Below are 22,223 nucleotides of genomic sequence, written 5' to 3'. Positions count from 1 at the left end.
CCAATAAATAACAACATTTAATAAGGGAATATATGAATAAGTATATTTTAACGATATTAGCTACAAGCTTAGGGTTAATTGGTTGTGGTGGCGACAGTAAAACCGAAGGCGCCCCCACTCTTGATCCCACTATTACCGAGAGTATAAATGCAGCCACTAAAATTAACTTTGATTTAATCAGCGATCCACAAAATCCTATCCTCGTTCAACCCACTTATTTATTAATGGATAACCGAGATGGCACCTTAAATACTGAGGTTGCAGCCATCGACCTTAATAATATTAGTGATCCATTAGTCGCAATGGGACAAACAGATGGCTGGAGCACCAATCAACCGATACAGTTGCAATTTGTAGGGAAAGATCTTGATTCCACCACTTTAAATAACGGTTTTTATTTAATTGAATCTAATAATCCTAGCGATGATAGTGATACAACAGCGCCAATGAAGCTCACTCAAGCTAATGGTGACTTCACTCTATCAGCCTCAGGTACCACATTAACCGTCGTGTTATTAAAACCATTAAAGCCCGCTCATAATTATATGTTTGCTGTCACAGATGATCTGCAAGACAGTAATGGTGATAAAGTCGGCATGAGTAATACTTATGCGGTCTTAAAAGCGCAAGCAACAGCCCCCACTCCGGCCTTAATTCCCGCTCAAACAATCACTCACAAAACAGAAGCCGAGTTTGAAAAAATAGGCGTCAATAAAGACAGTATTATTTTCTCCAGTTGGTTCACCACCGCTTCTGTCGGCGATGTGATCTTTAGTGTAAAAGCAGCGACAGCACTTGCCATTCAGCAAGGAGCAAACACAATATGGAAAGGCAGCGCTATTGAAGATAGCGTGACAACCTCCGATTTACGTAACCTCTTTAGCTTTTCTAACCTCACGGACACTAAAACACAAACGCCTGCAGGCAAAGGGGAAATTTACACAGGTACCGTTGCATTGCCCTATTTTTTAAATAATAGCGCCGACAACTTTGCCACTACCCCCTGGCAAAGCGGTATGCCAAGCATCGCCATTATCAGCTCAGTACTCGCCAGCGGTAGTGAAGCAGATAAAGCAACAATTATTGCGCAATTGTCAGCACTTAATATAACTCCAGCAGATATTGCAGCGGCGGCAGATCCTAGTGTTCAAAATAAACTGCTAGTCGCATTAACAGGAGCAACACTAACTTTAGCAAATGGTGAGCAACTTGATCCTCAGCGACTGATCACCCGCTTTAGTCCATTACCCAAATTAAAATCAGTACAATATATTGATTACACTTTAATTTTACCCACCGCGACCAAGTGTGACGATATAGGAAAAAACAGTACCAATATTTACTTACATGGTATCACTAGCCAAAGAAGCACCGTCGTCGCACTTGCAGATAATATTATTAATGATAATTGTCAGGCGATTTTTGCAATTGACCACCCTTTACATGGAAGTCGTACCATAAATGGTGTCCCTGGTAGTGCCAGTGATGGTCACCCTGAATATTATTTAAATTTATCAGCGCTGACTGTCGCCCGCGATAATTTACGTCAAAGCAGCAGTGATGTTATCAACTTACGAGCAACCATTGGAAAGGTCTTCGCGATGATTGCTGAGGGTGATAACACAATCATCAATAATTTAGGGCAGTTAAAAACCTTAAATCCAACCCAAGGTGTAACCTTTATTGGTCATTCATTAGGCGCAATTACTGGTGTGAGTGTCGCTAATATTGCTAATCGCTCCCTTGGAACACCACCAATAGATGCCGCTTATTTTGATATCAATGCGCTTGCATTGGCGAATCCTGGTGCTGAAATTCCTTATCTACTGCTAAATTCAGGCAGCTTTGGTGATTTCGTTAAAGGTAATCTAATGCTCAGTAGTAATGCTGAATTTGAAACCTTTTGTGAGCAACAATCATTAACAGCGGCAGCGTGTTTTAATGCTTACCAAACACAACTAATTTCTCAAGGTGATGCAGCATCCCTCGCCACATTAACCGCCATTTATGCCACTTTTAACCGCTTTGCTTATGCGGCGCAAACCGTATTAGATACCATAGATCCCACCAACCATGCGCCACAAGTTAGTTCAGATACGGCATTATATTTAGCGCAGGTAAAAGATGATGCGACGATTCCAAATATGACACCTGTAGGGGCTACAGTTGAGGGTACCGATATTTTACAACCCTATTCACCTTTTACAGGCACAACCCCTTTAATTGCCGAGCTTAATCTCACTGTAACCAATCAATCTATTACCGATCAGTTAATTCGTAGTGCGATATTATTTAACCAAGGTAGCCATTCATCATTGCTAGATCCAACAATAAGCCCTGCGGTTACACAAGAAATGCAGCAGCAGATAGCATCATTTATAAATACAAAGGGTAAAAACATCACGATTACCGATAAAAGTGTAATTACGGCAATACCTTAAATTTAATTTCAATAAAACTGACCACAAAAAAAGCGAGTTAAATACTCGCTTTTTTTTTACATATAAAACAATATGATATTCTCATATGACCGTTGTTAGATATAAATATCAACATAAAATTAGTGCTCGACAAATGCTGAAAATCAAGCACACTGTGAGATATGAGATCAAAGTCTCATATATAACAATTAAATCGCGTGTTGCAGTGATTATCACTGACAAACAAACGAAGTAATAATGCAAACAACGGATGGAACTCACGTTTTATGAACCCTGTAATTATCGCCGTATGCATCATGCTGGTACTCGCTTTAATGCGTGTCAATGTCGTGGTTGCGCTTACATTTAGTGCCATTATTGGTGGCCTCATCGGAGGGTTATCCCTTACCGATTCTATTTCTGCCTTTGAAGGTGGTTTAGGTGGCGGAGCTACAACTGCTCTTAGCTATGCCATGTTAGGTGCTTTTGCCGTCGCTATTTCGCGTTCAGGCATTACCGATGTCCTTGCTCAAAAAGTGATTAAACACATTAGTGGCCATGAAAACATTGCGGCTGCAACAGGTGTTAAATATAGCGTTCTTATCATTTTAGTATTGCTTGCCATTTCTTCTCAGAACGTTATTCCTGTCCATATCGCTTTTATTCCAATTGTTATTCCACCGCTGTTACACGTATTTGCCAAACTTAAACTTGATCGCCGTTTAATTGCTTGTGTCTTAACGTTTGGTTTAGTCACACCTTATATGGTGCTGCCTATTGGTTTCGGTGGTATTTTTCTAAATAATATTCTACTGAAAAATTTACATGATAACGGTTTAGATGTTGCAGCAAGCCAAGTACCTATTGCAATGATCTTACCTGCCTGTGGCATGATTTTTGGCTTATTAACGGCTATTTTTGTGAGCTACCGTAAGCCGCGTGAATACTCAGTTGAAAAAATTCTTGCAAGTGAACCTGAGAAAAAAGCCATTGATATGCACCATGTTTACGTTGCTGTAGGTGCTATTTTTGCCGCATTAGGCGCACAACTTTACAGTGGCTCAATGATTGTCGGTGGTTTAGTTGGCTTTATGGTGTTTACCTTTACTGGTGTTATCAAGTGGAAAGAAACCCACGATGTGTTCACTAAAGGTGTGCATATGATGGCAATGATCGGTTTTATTATGATTGCTGCGGCGGGTTTTGCAGCAGTTATGAAAGCGACAGGTGGCGTTGAAACCTTAGTTAACTCACTGGAAGGTGTTATTGGCAATAACAAACCATTGGCGGCATTATTAATGCTTGTGGTTGGTTTATTAGTCACAATGGGAATTGGCTCATCGTTTTCTACTATTCCAATTCTAGCGACAATCTATGTTCCATTATGTTTATCTTTTGGTTTCTCACCAATGGCAACAATTGCTATCGTAGGTACAGCAGCAGCGCTAGGTGATGCAGGCTCTCCAGCCTCTGATTCAACATTAGGTCCAACATCGGGTTTGAATGCAGATGGACAGCATGACCATATTTGGGATTCGGTAGTACCAACGTTTATTCACTACAACTTGCCATTGATCGCCTTTGGTTGGATAGCATCAATGATACTGTAGTATTCCAACACGTAATATTAAATACAAAAAACCGCCAACTATTGTGGCGGTTTTTTTATAAGCGCTAACTTACGCACTTAACAAGCAAACAAATTTATTCAGCAGCTTGTGCATCACGGCGTGCAGCAGACTCTTTAATTAGTGTCTGTAACTCACCTTTTTGGAACATTTCTAAAATGATGTCACAACCACCAATTAGCTCACCGTCAATCCATAGTTGTGGGAATGTTGGCCACTGTGCATAAACAGGCAGTTCAGCACGAATATCCGGGTTTTGAAGGATATCTACAAACGCAAATTTTTCACCGCAATTCATTAACGCTTGTGATGCTTGTGATGAGAAGCCACAGCTTGGTAATTTTGGAGAGCCTTTCATGTACAACAAAATAGCGTTATCTGCGATTTGTTGCTTAATTTTATCGATAGTTTCCATAGCTTCCTCGTACAAATTTAATAATCATTTATTATAAACCCTACCATTCTACTTGGTTATCGTCACCAATAAAAATACTTTCAAATTATGTTTAGGTTCTCTTTTAAACAATAAAGCGCAATCTTAGTTATATTGATATCTATTAAGTGGTTATTGACCTTACCAATAACGAGGTATAGGGTATTTTTTTAAGCATAATGCTTTTAATAAACTAAAAACTTGCTAAAATAAAACGGTCAGATTCAAATAATAAGTAGGCGCCAACGTCTACTAGAAGTAATGTCGTGGGCATTAAGCCCAATAACTAAAATTAAAATGGAGAATTGAGCAATGGCATTTGAACTACCCGCTCTACCGTACGCAATCAACGCTCTTGAGCCACATATCTCTCAAGAAACGCTAGAATACCACTACGGTAAACACCACAATACTTACGTTGTTAAGCTAAACGGTCTTGTAGAAGGTACTGACCTTGCTGAAAAATCTCTTGAAGAAATCGTACAGACTTCTACTGGTGGTGTTTTCAACAACGCAGCTCAAGTATGGAACCATACATTCTACTGGCATTGCCTAAGTCCAAATGGCGGCGGCGAGCCAACTGGCGAATTAGCAGATGCAATTGTGAAAGCATTTGGTTCTTTTGCAGAATTCAAAGCTAAATTCACAGATTCAGCAATCAACAACTTTGGTTCAGGCTGGACATGGTTAGTTAAAACTGAAGATGGCGCATTAGAAATCGTTAACACGTCAAACGCAGGTTGCCCTATTGCAGAAGAAGGTCTGAAAATGACACCACTTCTAACTGTTGATGTTTGGGAACATGCTTACTACATCGATTACCGTAATCTACGTCCAAGCTACATGGACGCGTTCTGGGCATTAGTTAACTGGGATTTCGCTGCTAAAAATCTAGCCGCTTAATTTACAGTAATGCAAAGACAAAAAACCCGCTTAAAATAAGCGGGTTTTTTATTATTTAAATCTGTTATAACAATTAAGCTTTAGCGGCTAACAAAATCCGTAATGTACGTCGTAATGGTTCCGCGGCTCCCCAAAGCAACTGATCACCCACAGTAAACGCATTTAAATAATCATCACCCATTGCTAGTTTACGCAAACGTCCCACAGGCACTGATAATGTTCCTGTTACTTTTGCCGGGCTTAATTCTTGTACCGTAATATCACGCTCATTTGGAATGACTTTAACCCAATCATTATGGGATGCAATAATCGCTTCCACTTCATCAAGCGGTACATTTTTCTTAAGCTTTAATGTTAATGCTTGGCTATGACAACGCATTGCACCAATACGCACACACGTACCATCAATTGGAATTGGACTATCTTGAAGACCTAAAATTTTGTTGGTTTCAACCGATGCTTTCCACTCTTCCTTGCTTTGACCATTATCACGCTTAACATCAATCCATGGAATCAATGAACCAGCCAATGGCGCACCAAATTGTTGCGAAGGGAAATCTGTTGCACGCAATGTTTGCGCAACTTTACGATCAATATCTAAAATTGACGACGCTGGGTTGGCTAACTCACTAGCGACAGAATCATTAACCACCCCCATTTGGCTGATTAACTCGCGCATATTCTTAGCGCCAGCACCTGATGCCGCTTGATAAGTTTGAGAGGTCATCCACTCAACCAAACCTGCTTTATATAAGCCACCAACGGCCATGAGCATTAAACTAACGGTACAATTACCGCCAACATAAGTATTAATACCACTATGAATACCTTGCTGAATCTGCTCAAAGTTAACCGGATCTAATGTAATAATTGAGTCAGGCTGCATACGTAATGTTGATGCAGCATCAATCCAATAACCTTTCCAACCGGCTTGACGTAATGCTGGGTACACTTTCTCAGTATAACTACCACCTTGGCAGGTAATAACCACATCAAGTCGTTTTAGCGCTTCAAGATCAAATGCATCTTGCAATACACCGGCATCTTTTCCAAAATTAGGCGCAGCTAAACCCACCTGTGATGTGGTAAAGAAGACCGGATCGATAACAGCAAAATCACCTTCTTCAACCATGCGCTGCATTAATACAGAGCCCACCATGCCACGCCAACCCACTAAACCTACTGTCATCATTTGCAACTACACTCCCTGTTGTATTGAAATATCTTTATCCATCTATAGAGATTTACAAGATTAAAAACAAGCATAATTTTCAATTATGAATAAAAAATATCTGTATTTAAGATAACCATATTTTACGATTTCCTTATCATTTGAGTTTCTTATTAACCACATCAGATTTTATTATCATCGATAAAAAACCAAAAAAACGCACAAAAACCAACCATAAAATACCAAAAAACAAGCTTTTATGTATATTTAAAGAGCTTATTTCTAGATTATGCAATCAACTTAGTAAAAAGCGAGCATTGTCATATCTTTGAAAAAAATGCCTTTCCCTGATAATCTCCACCGCTGTGATTAAGTAGCTAGATAGTTCACAACCATTATAGTTAATAGCTTTTTATACTTTATCTATCGCTTTTTGTGCGATTTTTATAGATACACTACGACTTTATAATAAACATAAAACACAACATAAGAACCATCAATTAACACTAAAAGAACAACTAAAGTCAGTGTTTTACGAAAGATCGGTACCAAAAAGACTTAGATCACAGAAAGAAACATTATTTATCGCGATGATAAATCAATTTGATAAAGTAGCGCCGTTCAAAGCGCCGTCTTTTTCAATCCGATTTAAAAACCAATGATAAATAGTATTGATTGGTTGGGTTGGACCCAATTTCAACAAGCTCGATAAAACAAGGTTAGAAGTATGGAAAAACAGACAATCGTGAAACTACCGTCAGTAATGCAAGTCATTATTGCCTTAGGTATTTTCCTTGCCCTTGCATTCTCTTTTACCTCAAAATTGAATTTGCCAATCCAACTAGCTTTATATATCGGTTGGTTTGTGATTATTGCATTAGGTATTAAACTTGGACACGATTACAAATCGTTAGAAAAAGCGGCGACTAAAGGTATCGCTAACGGTTTAGGTGCGGTCTTAATCTTATTAGCCGTTGGTTCATTAGTAGGTACTTGGATTGCTGGCGGTATTGTACCCACCATCATCTATTACGGACTTGAAGCGATTCACCCTTCCATTTTCTTGCTAGCCACAATGATCATCTGTTCATTAACGGCATTAGCAACAGGTACATCTTGGGGCGCAGCAGGTACCGCAGGTATTGCAATGATGGGTATTGGTCAAGGTTTGGGAATTCCCGCGCCGATGACTGCAGGTGCCGTACTTTCTGGCTGTTATTTTGGTGATAAAATGTCACCACTCTCAGACTCAGTGATCCTTGCTTCTTCAATGTCTAACGTTGAGATCATGGAGCACATCAAAGGCATGTTACCAATTGCGCTTATCAGTTATGTTATTACAGGTATTCTATTTACAGCTGTAGGTTTCCACTACGCTGGCAGTGTTGATATGTCACAAGTAGATTCTGTTATTGCCGCAATGGATAAACAGTTTGTTATTTCACCATTATCCTTTATTCCTGTCATTATTGTATTGGTACTGTTAGCGTTCCGTTTACCATCTTTCCCTGTTATTTCATTTGGTTCATTGCTAGGTATTGCATGGGCTGTGATGGTTCAGGGCATGGATCCTCTCAAAGCGATTAATGCAGCTTGGGCACCATTCTCTATCAGTTCTGGGGTTGAATTTATTGATGCAATCCTAAACCGTGGTGGCATGTCATCTATGCTTGGTTCTGTGGCTGTTATTATCTTTGGTTTAGGTTTTGGTGGCTTACTTGATAAAGTGGGCGTACTACAAACTATTGCCCGTTTATTTGAACGTAAAGTAAATTCAGCTGGCAGTCTTGCTGTATCAACCATTGCAACGGCTTTCTTAGGTAACGTCTTTGGTTCTGCAATGTATGTATCACTCATTCTAACGCCAAAGATTTGTGCCAAGAACTATGACCGCTTAGGCTATCAACGTAAGAACCTATCTCGTAATGCCGAATTTGGTGGTACGCTGACCTCAGGCATGGTGCCTTGGAGTGATAATGGTATCTACATGGCGAGTATCTTAGGTGTTGCTACCTTCTCTTACGCACCATTCATGTGGCTCAGCTTTGTGTGTATTATCGTAACGATTGTATCGTCTTACATGGGTTGGTTTGTGGATCGTTGCCCACCAGCAACCGCAGAACAATTAGCTGAAGATGATGAAGATGAATTAATGACAGTGAAACGTTTAACGTCATAAACTGTATTACGCCATATCTACAACAGAAACGATAAACGCACTTCTAAGAGGTGCGTTTTTTTATTAAAACAAAAATAAAAAATCACACTTTCCGGCCAAACAAATCACTGCCCAACCACTTGATACCTAAAAGGTATTTATTAAAAGCCCCATCTGTCACCTATTCCTCCCAGTCGCAATACTCCCCTTTATTGACCCAACTATCAGCGCCTTTATAGAGCCAGTTCACAAATATAAGATCCATATTTCATCAAACTTACTTTTCAATCCAACACCTTGACCCTCGTCAATATTCCAACTTCGTTTTTCATGAAAATACCGCTATTACCGAATTAACCACTAAATACAACATTTGAAAACGTAGCCATAAAAATAATTATCGGTGTTTATTTGGTTAACCATTTTTTATTTTACGTTTTATAAGGATATATCTATGAGTAACAACGCAATAGAAGGCCGTAAAGTTACCATTGGCAGCTACCTTGCCCTCGCCTTTGCCGTCATTTTCTTTTCAGGAGCATTACAATCTAATCAGTGGTATGGCGTATTTGACTTTACAACCTTAAATGGTTCATTTGGCAATGTGGTTTATTCTGTTAACGATACTGCAGAAGGTGTGGAAGCTGCTTCAACTTCATTTCGTGGTAAAGGCGGTAGCGGTGCTCGTGACGGCTTTATTTTTGCGTTAACGTTAATTCCAACAGTGATGTTTGCTTTAGGCATGATCAATGTGCTTGAACATTACGGGGCGCTAGATGCCGCACGTAAATTATTAACCCCTCTACTACGTCCATTAATGGGTATTCCGGGTAACTCAGGTTTGGCGCTAATTGCCTCCCTACAAAGTACTGATGCAGGTGCGGCAATGACTCGTCAATTACAGGATGAGGGTCACTTAACCAAACGAGAAACAGATATATTTACCATGTTCCAGTTTTCTGCCGGTGCCGCGATTGTAAACTTCTTCTCATCAGGTGCGGTGCTGTTTACATTAACCACAGCCTCTGGTGAACCAGCAGTAACCTCTTCTATCGGTCTTGCGGTTGCTATTATGTTTATCTTCAAATTTGTGGGTGCGAATATTTTCCGTATCTACTTAAACATCACTGAAGGCAAAGACAACAAAGACACTAAACCAACAACAGTAAGCACGGAGAACGCATAATGACGACGGCAAAAAAACCTATGGTTACTGATATTTTTGTTGAAGGTGCTAAAAAAGGTTGGGTAATTGCAACAACCTCAACCGTACCTAACGTATTAATGGCATTTGTCATTATCAAAGCATTGCAGATCACAGGCGCACTAGAAGTAATGGGAACATTATTTTCACCTATTATGGCTGTTTTTGGCCTTCCAGGTGAAGCTGCAGCAGTGTTGATCGGCGCATGGATGTCAATGGGTGGCGCGGTAGGTGTAGTTATTACGCTGTTTGACCAAGGTATTCTAAATGGTGAACACATTGCCATTCTTGCTCCTGCTATTTATTTGATGGGCTCACAGGTGCAATACATGGGTCGAATTATGGGACCAATTCGTACCGAAGGTCGCTACATTCCAATCATGATTGCTATTTCAGTATTAAATGCCTTTGCTGCAATGTTCGTAATGAACGTATTAGTGTAATTGCTTAGCGCATTGGATTCGGCTTGTTTCCTGTGCGCTTTCTCTTTTTATGTTACCGATAAGCCATCAATGGCTCGGAGTCTTTAATATGTCTTTTTCTCTGAATAATTACCTTGAAGAACTACGCCCACTCATTAATCTTGATTGCGGCACCTTAACCGTTGATGGTATCGATGTCGTTGCAACCATCATGGCACAAAAATACCTTGATTTAGGTTGGCATGTTAAACGCATTGATTGTGGTATTGCAGGTACTGGCTTAGAAGTACGTAATAAGCCTGACGCTGATCATATTGATGTGATGTTAATTGGTCATATGGATACTGTGTTCCCAGTAGGAACTGCAGCAGCTCGCCCAATGACACATGATAATGAACGTGCTTATGGCCCTGGGGTATCAGACATGAAATCAGGACTATTAAGTGTCGTTTATGCCCTGCGCGATCTTGATCCTAGCGCACTTGATACATTATCAATTTGTGTGTGCATGAACCCAGACGAAGAAATTGGTTCACTACACTCTGAAGCATGGCTAAAAAGTGTCGCTGTTAACGCTAAACATGTTTTAGTTGCAGAAGCTGCACGTGCTGATGGCTCATTGGTTAAAGCACGTAAAGGCATGGCTCGTTACCGTTTAAGTTTCCACGGTAAAGCAGCGCACGCAGGTAATGAGCCTCAAAATGGCCGCAGTGCAATCACTGAAATGGCACATTGGATTCTAGCAATTAATACTATGACCAATTTTGAGTCAGGCACAACCTTAAATGCTGGCGTTGTCAGCGGTGGTGCTGGCGCTAATATCGTACCTGAATTTGCACAAGTCGTGGTTGATGTTCGCTTTTGGGATAACGATGAATATGCGGCGGTTGATGCTCAGATTCGTACATTAACAGAAACACCATTTGTTGATGGCGTAACGATTAAGGTTGAGCGAGAAGCACACAAGCCATCAATGGTGCCAAGTCCACAAACGGAAGTATTAATGGCACAAGTTGAAGCCGTGGGTAAGGAGTTAGGTATTGATATTACATGGCAAGCAGTTGGTGGTGGTTCAGATGCCAACCTAACCGCAGTCTTAGGTATTCCAACCTTAGATGGTTTAGGTCCAATTGGCGCAGGTTTCCACAGTGCAGATGAATGGTTAGATTTGGCTTCAATTGAGCCTCGTATTCGCTTATTGCAGCAAGTACTTGTGAAAATTGCGCAACAATAACCAATAAAAAAATCAAAAAAGGCTGCATTTCTGCAGCCTTTTTTCTTTGTAAATAATCCACATTGGCATGATTTACAAAGAGGTACAATCTTTTCAGTTGTTAGGTTAAATCAATATCGGTTTAATAAAATCAATATGGATTTAACTCGTTTTTGCGATAATATCGGCTTTTGCGGCTGACATTTGGACACTACGTAAATTGTCTAACTTAAAGTGTATAGCCCTAAATGGGTGACGCCAAAAATAATGTGGATAACTCCAACGTAAAACGTGGATCATCTGAAGACGCTTGGCAGATTGATAGCAATGCCCAATACAATGCATACAACTTGGCTTTTCTTCACCAAGACGACAACCTGTTACTCTCTCCTCAACATACTCGATAAGACTTTCACATTCAGAGCACATTACTGCTCCACGGTGCAACGTTTTACAATATAGGCGAATCATCGCTTTCACTGTATTCAGTTCACGCTGCGAACGAACTGAATGATTGTTTATAACTATCATAGTTGCGCCATTATCCATCCATCCCTCGCAGTGCCAATGATAAAAATCAAATTTATGCGAAAATCAGAACCTAATAGACAAAAATCATAACCCCAATCGAGCTTGTGGTTATTTATTGCACTTTAATACATTGTTCGAATAAATTACGAACAACGTTCAAATATAAAAAAACACCATTGAGGTTCAATTTCGGGACTTTAAATAGCAAAAAACCACTGCGATATATGCAAAATTAGTAAGTGCATACTTCACAATGGCTTTATTTATTATTAATTACACTGCATAACAGCCGTTATTAATTATCGCTATTTAAACGACGTAACAACTGATCTTTCAGATTAGGCGGCGTGCCTTTGATGGTTAATGTATCAGTTTCAGCATCATAAAAAATACGTTCCCCTAATAACATACTGTCAAAGTTAAGCGTCATACCACCGCCAGAGCCAACAAATTTAGTCAATTTACGCATCGCTGTACGATCAGCAGGAAAGCTTTCTTCTAATTCATAACCTTGCTTTGAAGTAAAATCATAAAAATTAGTGCCGTCATCCGCTGCAGGTAACTCTCCTGACAGCTCTTTTACTGTCACTTCATCGCCCGCTTGAAGTTGACCATTACAGTAATCGTAAACTTGCTTACGATATTGCTGCTTTTCTTCTTTATCAAGACGAGAATCCGCACAAAAATCTTCAACCGCTTGCATCAAGACCTGGTTTTGAACTTTAACGTCTAATCCTACTTCTGCTTGCATAAAATCAAGGAAGAAATCAGCGATCTTACGCCCAACACGACCTTTCGCAAAAGTAAGGTAACGAGTTGATTCTGGATTGGTTTCCCATGATGACAAATCAATACGAGCAACGATATCCATCTTGTTAATATCAAGATAATCAGTCGCACTAATGCCTAATTGATCGGTAACTTTCATGCTATGGCACGTGGGTAACATACCAATAAATAAATAGTCTGTTGCCAATGACTGGTATTCAGCCATCACCAAAGTACCCGCTTCAGAAAACGGATATTTAGCTAATTCAACCTGTAAACGTTGCACGGATTGATTGGAAAATGTCAGGAAATCTAACTCTCCTTGACGAAATTGTTTCAACCAATGAGCAAACTCACTATCAGCGGCAAAATGCGCAAAGCCTTTTGTACCTTTACTGCTATAAATTCGATGTAATTCAGCGACAAGATCCTCCGTTGCTGAATCATTATCAAGAGTTTGATTTCTAAGATGAATTTCTAAATCATCTTGGTCGTTTTTTACTAATTGATGTAGAATGACGTTCGAAAGTGTAAGACTCATAATGGAAAAGGTTTTCAGGAAAACTGAACTCTAGGTTATCATAAGTCGTTATCCTAAACATTAAACAAGATTTCTTATGCCAATTACTTCAAAATACAGCACTAAAAAAGTTGAACAAATCATTGATGACATGTTCGATGTTCTTGAAAAACATAAAACATCACCAGAATTAGCCTTAATGGTTGTGGGTGATATTGCCACTAACATTATCAATGCTAACGTCCCTGTTGCACAACGTGAAGTTCTTGCACAAAAATTTGCAAAAGCACTACAGGCCTCAATTAAAAAAGATTAAGTCTTACTTTATAGTTAGACATAGCATTGAAGACTGAGAAGAATTGACATTTATGGTCGCCAGCACATACAAAGACAAAGTTTCCCAGCTAATTAGTTGGGGACACTGGTTTAGCTTTTTCAATATCATCGCTGCCATGCTATTGGGCACGCGTTATATTATTTATTCAGAATGGCCGACGACGACAATCGGACAACTGTATCTAGGATTAAGCTGGGTCGGACATTTTGGTTTCCTTGTCTTTGGTATTTATATACTGATCCTCTTTCCTGCCAGCTTTCTGATCCCCTCACAGCGTTTAATGCGTGTGTTTGCGGTATTAGTTTCAACGGTAGGATTGACCACATTACTACTTGATACCTATGCCTATCAAAGCGTCGACTTACATTTAAGTCCTCTGGTATGGGATCTATTATTAAGCGGTGAAAAAACAGAGCTAAATACGCGCTGGCAATATCTATTTATCGTCGTTCCAGTCATATTCCTGATCGAGATGATATTCTCAGAATGGATCTGGCGTAAACTTAGAAAGCTAACCCGTAAAAACGTCGGAGGCCCAATCGCCATCGTGTTCGGTCTATGCTTTCTAAGTAGCCACATTATTTATATCTGGGCGGATGCTAACCTTTACCGTCCAGTAACGATGCAACGTTCAAATTTTCCATTGTCATACCCTATGACAGCAAAAACGTTCATGGAAAAACATGGGCTGTTAGATCGCCAAGAATATGTTAAACGCCAAGCACAACAAGGCATTAATAACAGTGAAATGATGCGTTACCCAATCGACAAAGTGAATTTTATCGATAAGGGTACCAAACAAAACTTACTGATTATTATGGTAGACAGTTTGCGCAGTGATATGGTCAATACGACCACGATGCCGAACCTGACGGCTTTTGCTGATAAGAATATTAATTACACTGATAACTACAGTACCAGTAATAACGATAGCGGTGTGTTTGGTTTACTCTACGGCTTACCAAGTGGCTATGCCAATAGTATTCGTGCTGAAGGTAAATCGCCGTTATTACTTGATACTCTACAAAATCGGGGCTATCACTTTGGCTTATTCAGTGGTGAAGGATTTGAACAACCAATCTATCGTGACGCTATTTTCTCTAAAACACAACTAGCAACGATTGATAACCTTGATAATGGCAAACGCACGCCAAGTGATCGTTTAGCCTATAATGACTGGCACCATTGGTTAGAGAAACAAAAAGCGGATGAGCCGTGGTTTAGTCTGCTTGAATTAACATCCGTTGATCAATATGAAGAAAGTAGTGATTATCAAACTAAATTCACGCCATCATTAGGCAGCAATTTACTGCACGATAAAAAAGTAGACTCTAGTGTATTACTTAAAAACAGCTACCGAAACGCGGCTTATCATATTGATACAATTTTGAGTAAAGTGTTTGCACAGTTAAAAGCACGATCAATGCTGGATAACACCATCGTGGTTGTGACATCAAACCATGGCACTGAATTTAACGAAACTGGTAATAACACTTGGGGCTCTGATAGCAACTACAGCCAGTACCAAATAAAAGTGCCGATGATCATTCACTGGCCACAACATCCAGCTCAAGTTGTTACTCGTCCAACCAGTAACCTTGATTTAGTGCCAACCTTGATGGAGTCGCTGTTTAATGTCGCGTCTAACCCATCAAATTACAGTTCAGGCATTAGTCTGTTTGATAATAACAATGATCGTCGTTGGATCTTAGCCGGTGATAGTAATGACATTGTGGTGATTCAGAAAGGTACCACCACTGTCGTTGATAAATACGGTAACTACCGAGTTTATAACGATAAATATCAGTTAATGGATCAGGATAAACCTAAACTGTCGACACTAATGCAAGTTATGCACGAGTTAAAACGATTTTATATTCCTAACGACCTGAATAATTAACATTACATAACACTAAAAAAGCAGCTTTCTAGCTGCTTTTTTTCTTGCTGTAATCACTGATTTTTACTACAAATAATCGCTGCGATTATCGGCATAGCAATGTTCAAATCCATCCTGCCAACCATTACGGTATTTTACAACTGTAGCCATTCGCTCAGGATCCCGCCTAAACCCATCAAGATAGGTATTTCCCGCGACGGCACGGCTATAACAGCCATCTTGATAACCATCTAGATAAGCACGTTCAAATCCTAACTCAGCTAATTGCTGATGGCGACTACTGCAACCATTTAATACACTAAAACTTATAATGCTTATCCATAATAGTTGTTTCATCTTATGCCCTTTTATTTATGATGGTATCAAATAGCCTCAATAAGAAAAAACGTTGAATATAAATTTTTATTTCCTATATTGACCTAAAAGTAGATAATAATGACGGATTTAGCTGTAATATTAATAAGAATGAGTGTGACAAAAGAATGAATTAGCTCTCACTTTTCAGTGTAAAAAAGAATATATCCCTAACTTGTGGGATATATCCTGCTAATTTTAAAGATAATAGTTAACAATAACCCTGTCACTCCCGAACAGACTCATGGAATAGAGTATTAATGAACGAGCAGATAGCAACTTTCTATCAAACAGTTACTAAACAATGTAGTAATGCCCATAGCCTTAGAACTATTTGTGAATTAGTCTGCCGTAATCTTATTCAAAGTTTTTCAATTAATCATTTGCAACTAATTATTAAATATAATAACGAATGGAAATTATTAGTAGAACTAAATAGTAAAGGAATAAAATATTATTTTCCACCAGCTGAAATACCAACAGCAAATGAATATTATTATAAAAACATCCATTACTATGCGAATAAAACTAATGCATCTATTGATATATTAGAGAACTATCGCTACGTATTAATTCCATTAAAATATCATTCAAAGATTATTGGCCACTTAACGATTGCAGCGCCATTAACATCAACACTACAACCAAAACACCTAACGATATTAACGGCATTACTTGCTGCCGAAATTACAGCAGGATTAATAAAACAAACAACTAAACACCACAGCCTCAGCCGTATTAATGCAGAAAAAGCATTACTTTCAAGTAAAGAACAACAGCAATCACTATTAAACCATCTTCAAGGTATGCATGAGGTTTCTTTTCAATTATGGCGTAACAACATAATGAAAGATATGCTGTTTATTGCTGTTGATGAAGGAAAGAAGCGGCTTAATATCGATAGAATGGCTATTTTTCTATTTGATGAACAACAAAATATGCATGGTACTTTTGGTACTGATATTCAAGGAAATACCGTTGATGAATTTTATTTTCATTCAGAAATTCCTAATCAATGGTTTGCCTCTAATACATTAAAAGATAAAGAGTATATTGCATTTCAAGAAAATACCCCTTTATATCACGACCTAAAACAAATAGGGTTTGGATGGAGTGCTTATATTGCTTTATGGGATGAAGATACGCCTATTGGATGGATTGCTTGTGATAATTTAATTACCGGACAACCATTATATAATTATCATCATCAACTGCTCAAACAATATGGTTTTATTGTTTCACAGCATATTTTACGACTACGTGCAGCTGATGATCTAATAAAGCTTAATCATGATCTTGAACAACGAGTGCAAAGCCGTACCAAAGCACTCAATAAAGCCAATGAACAGCTGCAGAAATTATCACGCATTGATGCACTAACTAATATCGCTAATAGACGGGTCTTTGACGAAACAGTAATGACAGAATGGCGTCGAGCTAATCGGCTCGAATTACCGTTATCATTACTTATCTTAGATATTGATAATTTCAAAACCTATAACGATAAACTCGGCCATGCCGCTGGCGATCAATGCTTAAAAACCATTGCAGCAGTATTGTCTAAAGTTGAACGTCGAGCAGGAACGTTATTTGCCCGTTACGGTGGTGAAGAGTTTGTACTGTTGTTACCAGGACAAGACCAACAAGCCGCGGTCAATAATGCGCAACGCTTACTCAATGCAATCCACAAGATCGCGTTGCCATTTCCAAGTATCGAATTAAATAACAATACCCCTGCCATTGTGACAATTAGTATTGGTGTTAGTACGATCATTCCATCTCAAGTGACAACTTATGATGACTTTTTTAAACATGTTGATACTGCACTTTATCAAGCAAAAGCTGAAGGTAAAGACTGCTTCCGCGTTCTTTTACCTGAATTATCAGCATGAATATAATGCAATAAATACTGATACATATTAAAACTAAGCCAGCATCATCAATTAGCTATTACGCTTAGGTGCTGACTTAGCTTTTGTTTTAGCTGCCGACCCTTTCTTTGCATAACTGCGCTTCTTCGTTCGCGGGGTAAACTCAGGTGAAGTCAATGAACGTAAACTTGGTGGTACATCACTGATTTTTACCTGATCCATCAAGGCAGTAACTTGTTGTTCTAACGCTGCCATAAATGGTTGATACGCACATTTTCTATCTGCCATATCATGCAGTTGATGCTCCCAATGCGCGGTCATATCAGGATAAGTTGAGCTATCAGGTAAAGCGTAAATTAAGCCTTTCCCCGCCTCTGAAGCATGAATAGCTTTACCTTGGCGTTGCAGTAACTGGCGCTTAAACAGCATTTCTAAAATACCAGCTCGCGTTGCTTCTGTGCCTAAACCATCGGTATCACGCAATATTTTCTTTAATGACGCATCAGATACAAATCGAGCAATACCCGTCATCGCTTGTAATAACGTTGCTTCGGTAAATGCTTTTGGTGGCTCCGTCATTTTATCTTTAATCTCACCATCGCGGCACACCAATACCGTACCTTTATCTAATGGCGGTACTTTATCTGCTAAATCATTGTCTTCTTTTTTATCATCACGCCCTAATAGCGCTCGCCAACCTGGTGACATTAACTGACGCCCTTTAGCAATAAAGAGCCCATTAGTAATAGTAAATACTAACTTAGCATCAGCATATTCTGCTGCTGGATAGAATTGCATTAAGTACTGACGTGCAATGAGTTGGTATATTTTAGCTTCATAGCCCGTTAATACTGATGAAGATTTAGGGGTTGGAATAATTGCATGGTGCGCATCCACTTTTTTATCATTCCATGCTTTTGATTTTAATGATGTATTAGCGTTATCCACTGCAGAAGCTAACTGATTATCCGTTGTCGCAATCGCACGACACACATCCTTCGCTTGTTTGAAATGATCTAACGGTAAATGACGACTATCAGAACGAGGGTAAGTGATCACTTTATGTTTTTCATATAATGACTGACAAGTTGATAATACATCGGTCGCACTCATACCAAACCGTTTCGCCGCATCAATCTGTAACGCGGATAATGAGTATGGTAACGGTGGCGCTTGTTTAGTTTGCTTACGCTCAGATTCAGTTACTTCTGCGGCTTGGCCTTTAATCCGTGCCACCACGTTTTCACATAACTTACGATTAAGCACTCGCCCTTCTGAATCTTGGTGAGGTTCACATGATTTACTTGGCTGCCACTTGGCATAAATCGTTTGTTCACCATAAGTGATTAATGCCAATACTTCATAAAACGGTTTGGCGACAAAATTAGCAATCTCATCATCACGTCGAACAACCAGTCCTAAAATAGGTGTTTGTACTCGTCCCACTGACAGCACGCCACGATAGCCCCCTTTTTGCCCAAGTAGCGTATAAGCACGGGTCATATTCATGCCATATAACCAATCAGCTCGTGAACGTGCCAGCGCTGAAACGGATAACGGAATAAAATCACGGTTACTGCGCATAGTAGCTAAGGCTTTTTTAACCGCCGCGGGGTTTAAATCAGAAATAAGCAACCGCTGTGCTGCTTCTTTTTTAGCTTTGGATATTTTGACGTAATCAATCACTTCATCCACCAGCAACTGTCCTTCACGATCGGGATCACCAGCATGCACCACTGCGGTCGCGGTTTTAGCTAATTTTTTAATAACTGCTAGCTGTTGCTTCGCGGCTTTTCGAGGAATTAATTGCCATTGCTGTGGCACAATCGGTAAATCTTCTAAATGCCACTTTTTATAACGAGCATCATAAGCATCTGGCTCCACTTGTTCTAACAGATGCCCAATACACCATGTAACAATATCGCCATTCCCCACTTCAATATAGCCGGTATTATTTTTATGCGGGCGAGGTAATACAGCAGCGATCGCTCGACCTAAGCTTGGTTTTTCAGCTATATATAAGCAACTCATGGGGATCTTTATCTGAAAGGAGTAATAGTAAGACTGTACCGAAAATGGGTGCTAACAGCAACATAACACTGGATATTAAACCAGTGGTTATGAATTCATTTTGCAATTGATCTTGCAAGATCATCATAACTAACATCAACACCCAATAAAAAAGCCAAATACATCATATTAATAGATATATTTGGCTCTTATTAAATCGGTAGATATCAATTAACTATCGAGTGGCTAACCAATCTTGTACTTGGTGGTAATCACCTCTAAATACAATCCGATCCGCTTTTTTGCTTAATTGATAGGTATACATTGGATCATAATACTGCTCTAGCAAAGGAGCTAACCAAGCATCATGTTCTGCTAATGAGCCGTTAGATTGCATCATTTTCACTGCATGTTGCTGGGATTTCAACATCACTTCATAACGTTCTAAACCTAAACGTTTACGAATGTTGAACATACCTTTTTCTAAATACTCAGCAAATAAAACCCAACCTTGTTCCTCACCGTAATGCGCCACATAATCACGTTGCATTTTAACAACATAATCATCTAATAGGCGCGCTAGGCGGACATCGACTGGATCATCAATAACCGCAATATCAGCTTCTTGCATTGCACGATTGATCGATAAAGGCACGGTCACACAACCAATGTTTTTACCTTCATCTTCAAACACAAAGTGCTCAATGCCACGGTCTAATTTTTTAACCATTTGTACGGCAAGATCACTTTCAAACGCAATTTGAGTTCGCTGTGGCGTAACATAACGACCAAACGATGAACCACGGTGGTGTGCTGCACCTTCTAAATCAAGGCCATTAGCAAGAACATTAACCATAATAGTCTTACCGCTGCCCGTATTACCCGCAACAATAGACATTGGTTTAGCTGCAACTTCGTCAATAGTATCAACTAAATAACGGCGTAATGCTTTATAGCCACCAGTGATGAACGGATAGTCTATACCCGCTTCTTTAAGCCATTGTTGAGTAATTTGAGAGCGTAAACCACCACGGAAACAATAAAGGTAACCATCAGGGTTTGCTTCACAAAATGCTTTCCATTGCGCTACACGTTCTGCTTTAACATCACCATTAACCAATTTATGGCCAAGATCAATCGCGGCATCTTGCCCTTTATTTTTATAACACGTACCAACAGCTGCACGCTCATCATCCATCATTAACGGACGGCTATGAGAGGTTGGAAATGCACCTTGAGTAAATTCAATCGGTGCACGCATATCCATTAATGGCGTATCGTTCACAAACAGATGACGGAAATCTTCGCAATTGGGACGCGACATTAGCAAACCTCAATAAAGGTATCGCCATCCATAGGCACAAGTTCACCAATCGCTTCCAGCAAGATGTTATGTTTTTTAGCAATCGCTTGAACTTCAGCATCGCTACTTGGATCAACAGCTAATAATAGGCCGCCTGATGTTTGAGGATCACATAATAATGATTTTTGTTGATCCGTCATTTTACCCACTTTGTGGCCGTAACTCATAAAGTTACGCTCTGTACCACCAGGGACACAACCTTGAGCGATATAATCGTACACACCAGGTAATGTTGGTATCTTATCAAACCAAAGTTTTGCTTTTAGGTTACTGCCTTCACAAATCTCAGTTAAGTGGCCCATTAAACCAAAACCAGTGACATCTGTTAACGCTTTTACGCCTTCAACATCAGCAAAGTCAGCACCCGGTTTATTAAGCTTACACATCCAATCGCGTGCCAAACCTTTATGCTCATCAGCCAACTTAGATTGTTTTTCTGCCGTTGTTAATACGCCGATACCTAATGGTTTAGTTAGGTATAAATGACAACCTGCTTCTGCACTGTCATTACGTTTAACACGATCAGTACTTACTAATCCTGTTACAGCAAGGCCGAAAATTGGCTCAGGAGCATCAATAGAGTGACCACCAGCAAGAGAAATACCAGCCTCACGGCACACTGAACGACCACCATCAATCACTTTTTGCGCAATTTCAGGTGACAATACATTTACTGGCCAACCTAAAATAGCAATCGCCATGATAGGTTTGCCACCCATAGCGTAAATATCACTGATCGCGTTAGTCGCTGCAATACGACCAAAATCAAACGGATCATCAACGATTGGCATAAAGAAGTCAGTGGTACTGATCACTGCCTGACCATTACCGATATCATAAACGGCAGCGTCATCTTTACTTTCATTACCAACCAGTAAATTAGGATCAGCAAAAGGGGCTAATTGAGTACGAAGAATAGTATCAAGTACTTGGGGAGAAATTTTACAACCACATCCGGCACCGTGGCTGTATTGTGTTAGGCGAACATTTTCCATGACACGCTCCAAAATATAGAAA

Annotated in this window: 18 protein-coding genes; 10 read left to right on the top strand and 8 right to left on the bottom strand. The window is 39.6% G+C overall.

The window, feature by feature from the left end; translation table 11 throughout:
• Window positions 1-32: 32 nt before the first annotated feature.
• Entirely contained in the window at window positions 33-2,441 is a 2,409-nt protein-coding gene (locus VXS03_RS06040) for a VolA/Pla-1 family phospholipase (RefSeq protein WP_327762582.1), read from the top strand.
• Window positions 2,442-2,707: 266 nt separating this feature from the next.
• Window positions 2,708-4,030 carry a Na+/H+ antiporter family protein gene (locus VXS03_RS06035; protein ID WP_327762581.1) on the top strand — a complete coding sequence of 441 codons (1,323 nt, stop codon included), beginning with the start codon at window positions 2,708-2,710 and terminating at the stop codon, window positions 4,028-4,030.
• Between the two features lie 94 nt (window positions 4,031-4,124).
• Here VXS03_RS06035 and VXS03_RS06030 read toward each other — a convergent pair whose 3' ends face one another.
• Entirely contained in the window at window positions 4,125-4,463 is a 339-nt protein-coding gene (locus VXS03_RS06030; protein WP_080157935.1) for a Grx4 family monothiol glutaredoxin, read from the bottom strand.
• Between the two features lie 330 nt (window positions 4,464-4,793).
• On the opposite strand from VXS03_RS06030, the gene sodB reads away from it, so the two are divergent.
• Entirely contained in the window at window positions 4,794-5,384 is a 591-nt protein-coding gene (sodB, locus tag VXS03_RS06025; RefSeq protein WP_080157936.1) for a superoxide dismutase [Fe], read from the top strand.
• Window positions 5,385-5,457: 73 nt separating this feature from the next.
• On the opposite strand, the gene asd is transcribed toward sodB, so the two are convergent.
• Window positions 5,458-6,573, bottom strand: a complete 1,116-nt coding sequence (asd, locus tag VXS03_RS06020; protein ID WP_327762795.1) for an aspartate-semialdehyde dehydrogenase — start codon at window positions 6,571-6,573, stop codon at window positions 5,458-5,460.
• A 709-nt stretch (window positions 6,574-7,282) separates the two neighbouring features.
• Here asd and nhaC point away from each other — a divergent pair.
• From nhaC to VXS03_RS06000, 4 genes are all read left to right on the top strand, one after another.
• A complete protein-coding gene (nhaC, locus tag VXS03_RS06015; RefSeq protein ID WP_327762577.1) occupies window positions 7,283-8,734 on the top strand; it encodes a Na+/H+ antiporter NhaC in 1,452 nt (483 codons plus the stop codon).
• A 433-nt stretch (window positions 8,735-9,167) separates the two neighbouring features.
• The gene (locus VXS03_RS06010) at window positions 9,168-9,899 is read left to right on the top strand and encodes a nucleoside recognition domain-containing protein (RefSeq protein ID WP_327762575.1); all 732 of its coding nucleotides are present in this window, start codon (window positions 9,168-9,170) and stop codon (window positions 9,897-9,899) included.
• Complete coding sequence (locus tag VXS03_RS06005) at window positions 9,899-10,360, top strand: YjiG family protein (RefSeq protein WP_327762574.1); 462 nt, start codon at window positions 9,899-9,901, stop codon at window positions 10,358-10,360. The genes VXS03_RS06010 and VXS03_RS06005 overlap by 1 nt, the downstream gene beginning before the upstream one ends.
• Before the next feature lie 88 nt (window positions 10,361-10,448).
• The gene (locus VXS03_RS06000; protein WP_327762572.1) at window positions 10,449-11,573 is read left to right on the top strand and encodes a M20 family metallopeptidase; all 1,125 of its coding nucleotides are present in this window, start codon (window positions 10,449-10,451) and stop codon (window positions 11,571-11,573) included.
• Between the two features lie 141 nt (window positions 11,574-11,714).
• Here the strand turns inward: VXS03_RS06000 and VXS03_RS05995 are convergent, their stop codons facing one another.
• On the bottom strand, window positions 11,715-12,083 hold the full coding sequence (locus VXS03_RS05995) for a nitrous oxide-stimulated promoter family protein (RefSeq protein WP_080158162.1): 369 nt from the start codon (window positions 12,081-12,083) through the stop codon (window positions 11,715-11,717).
• 295 nt (window positions 12,084-12,378) lie between these two features.
• Window positions 12,379-13,392, bottom strand: coding sequence for a nucleoid-associated protein YejK (gene yejK / locus VXS03_RS05990; protein WP_080157942.1), 1,014 nt, complete (start codon window positions 13,390-13,392; stop codon window positions 12,379-12,381).
• A gap of 76 nt (window positions 13,393-13,468) precedes the next feature.
• Between yejK and VXS03_RS05985 the strand changes: the two genes are divergently transcribed.
• Window positions 13,469-13,687: a YejL family protein gene (locus VXS03_RS05985; protein WP_327762570.1), complete on the top strand. Its 219-nt coding sequence runs from the start codon at window positions 13,469-13,471 to the stop codon at window positions 13,685-13,687.
• Window positions 13,688-13,739: 52 nt separating this feature from the next.
• Window positions 13,740-15,608, top strand: a complete 1,869-nt coding sequence (locus VXS03_RS05980; RefSeq protein ID WP_327762568.1) for a DUF3413 domain-containing protein — start codon at window positions 13,740-13,742, stop codon at window positions 15,606-15,608.
• Between the two features lie 66 nt (window positions 15,609-15,674).
• Here VXS03_RS05980 and VXS03_RS05975 read toward each other — a convergent pair whose 3' ends face one another.
• Window positions 15,675-15,944 (bottom strand): hypothetical protein, encoded by a 270-nt coding sequence (locus VXS03_RS05975; protein ID WP_327762567.1) that lies wholly within the window; start codon window positions 15,942-15,944, stop codon window positions 15,675-15,677.
• Window positions 15,945-16,222: 278 nt separating this feature from the next.
• Between VXS03_RS05975 and VXS03_RS05970 the strand changes: the two genes are divergently transcribed.
• On the top strand, window positions 16,223-17,854 hold the full coding sequence (locus tag VXS03_RS05970; RefSeq protein ID WP_327762565.1) for a GGDEF domain-containing protein: 1,632 nt from the start codon (window positions 16,223-16,225) through the stop codon (window positions 17,852-17,854).
• Window positions 17,855-17,905: 51 nt separating this feature from the next.
• On the opposite strand, the gene VXS03_RS05965 is transcribed toward VXS03_RS05970, so the two are convergent.
• From VXS03_RS05965 to selD, 3 genes are all read right to left on the bottom strand, one after another.
• Window positions 17,906-19,864, bottom strand: a complete 1,959-nt coding sequence (locus tag VXS03_RS05965) for a DNA topoisomerase III (RefSeq protein ID WP_327762564.1) — start codon at window positions 19,862-19,864, stop codon at window positions 17,906-17,908.
• 214 nt (window positions 19,865-20,078) lie between these two features.
• The gene (gene mnmH, locus VXS03_RS05960; RefSeq protein WP_327762563.1) at window positions 20,079-21,167 is read right to left on the bottom strand and encodes a tRNA 2-selenouridine(34) synthase MnmH; all 1,089 of its coding nucleotides are present in this window, start codon (window positions 21,165-21,167) and stop codon (window positions 20,079-20,081) included.
• Window positions 21,167-22,201: a selenide, water dikinase SelD gene (gene selD / locus VXS03_RS05955; RefSeq protein WP_327762562.1), complete on the bottom strand. Its 1,035-nt coding sequence runs from the start codon at window positions 22,199-22,201 to the stop codon at window positions 21,167-21,169. Before selD ends, mnmH begins: the two co-directional genes overlap by 1 nt.
• Window positions 22,202-22,223 lie beyond the last annotated feature (22 nt).

The sequence above is a fragment of the Photobacterium sp. S4TG1 genome (genome assembly GCF_036040035.1).
In the GTDB taxonomy this organism is placed as follows: domain Bacteria; phylum Pseudomonadota; class Gammaproteobacteria; order Enterobacterales; family Vibrionaceae; genus Photobacterium.
Note: the sequence above shows the minus strand (reverse complement) of the source record. Positions and strands in the feature narration are given on the sequence as shown.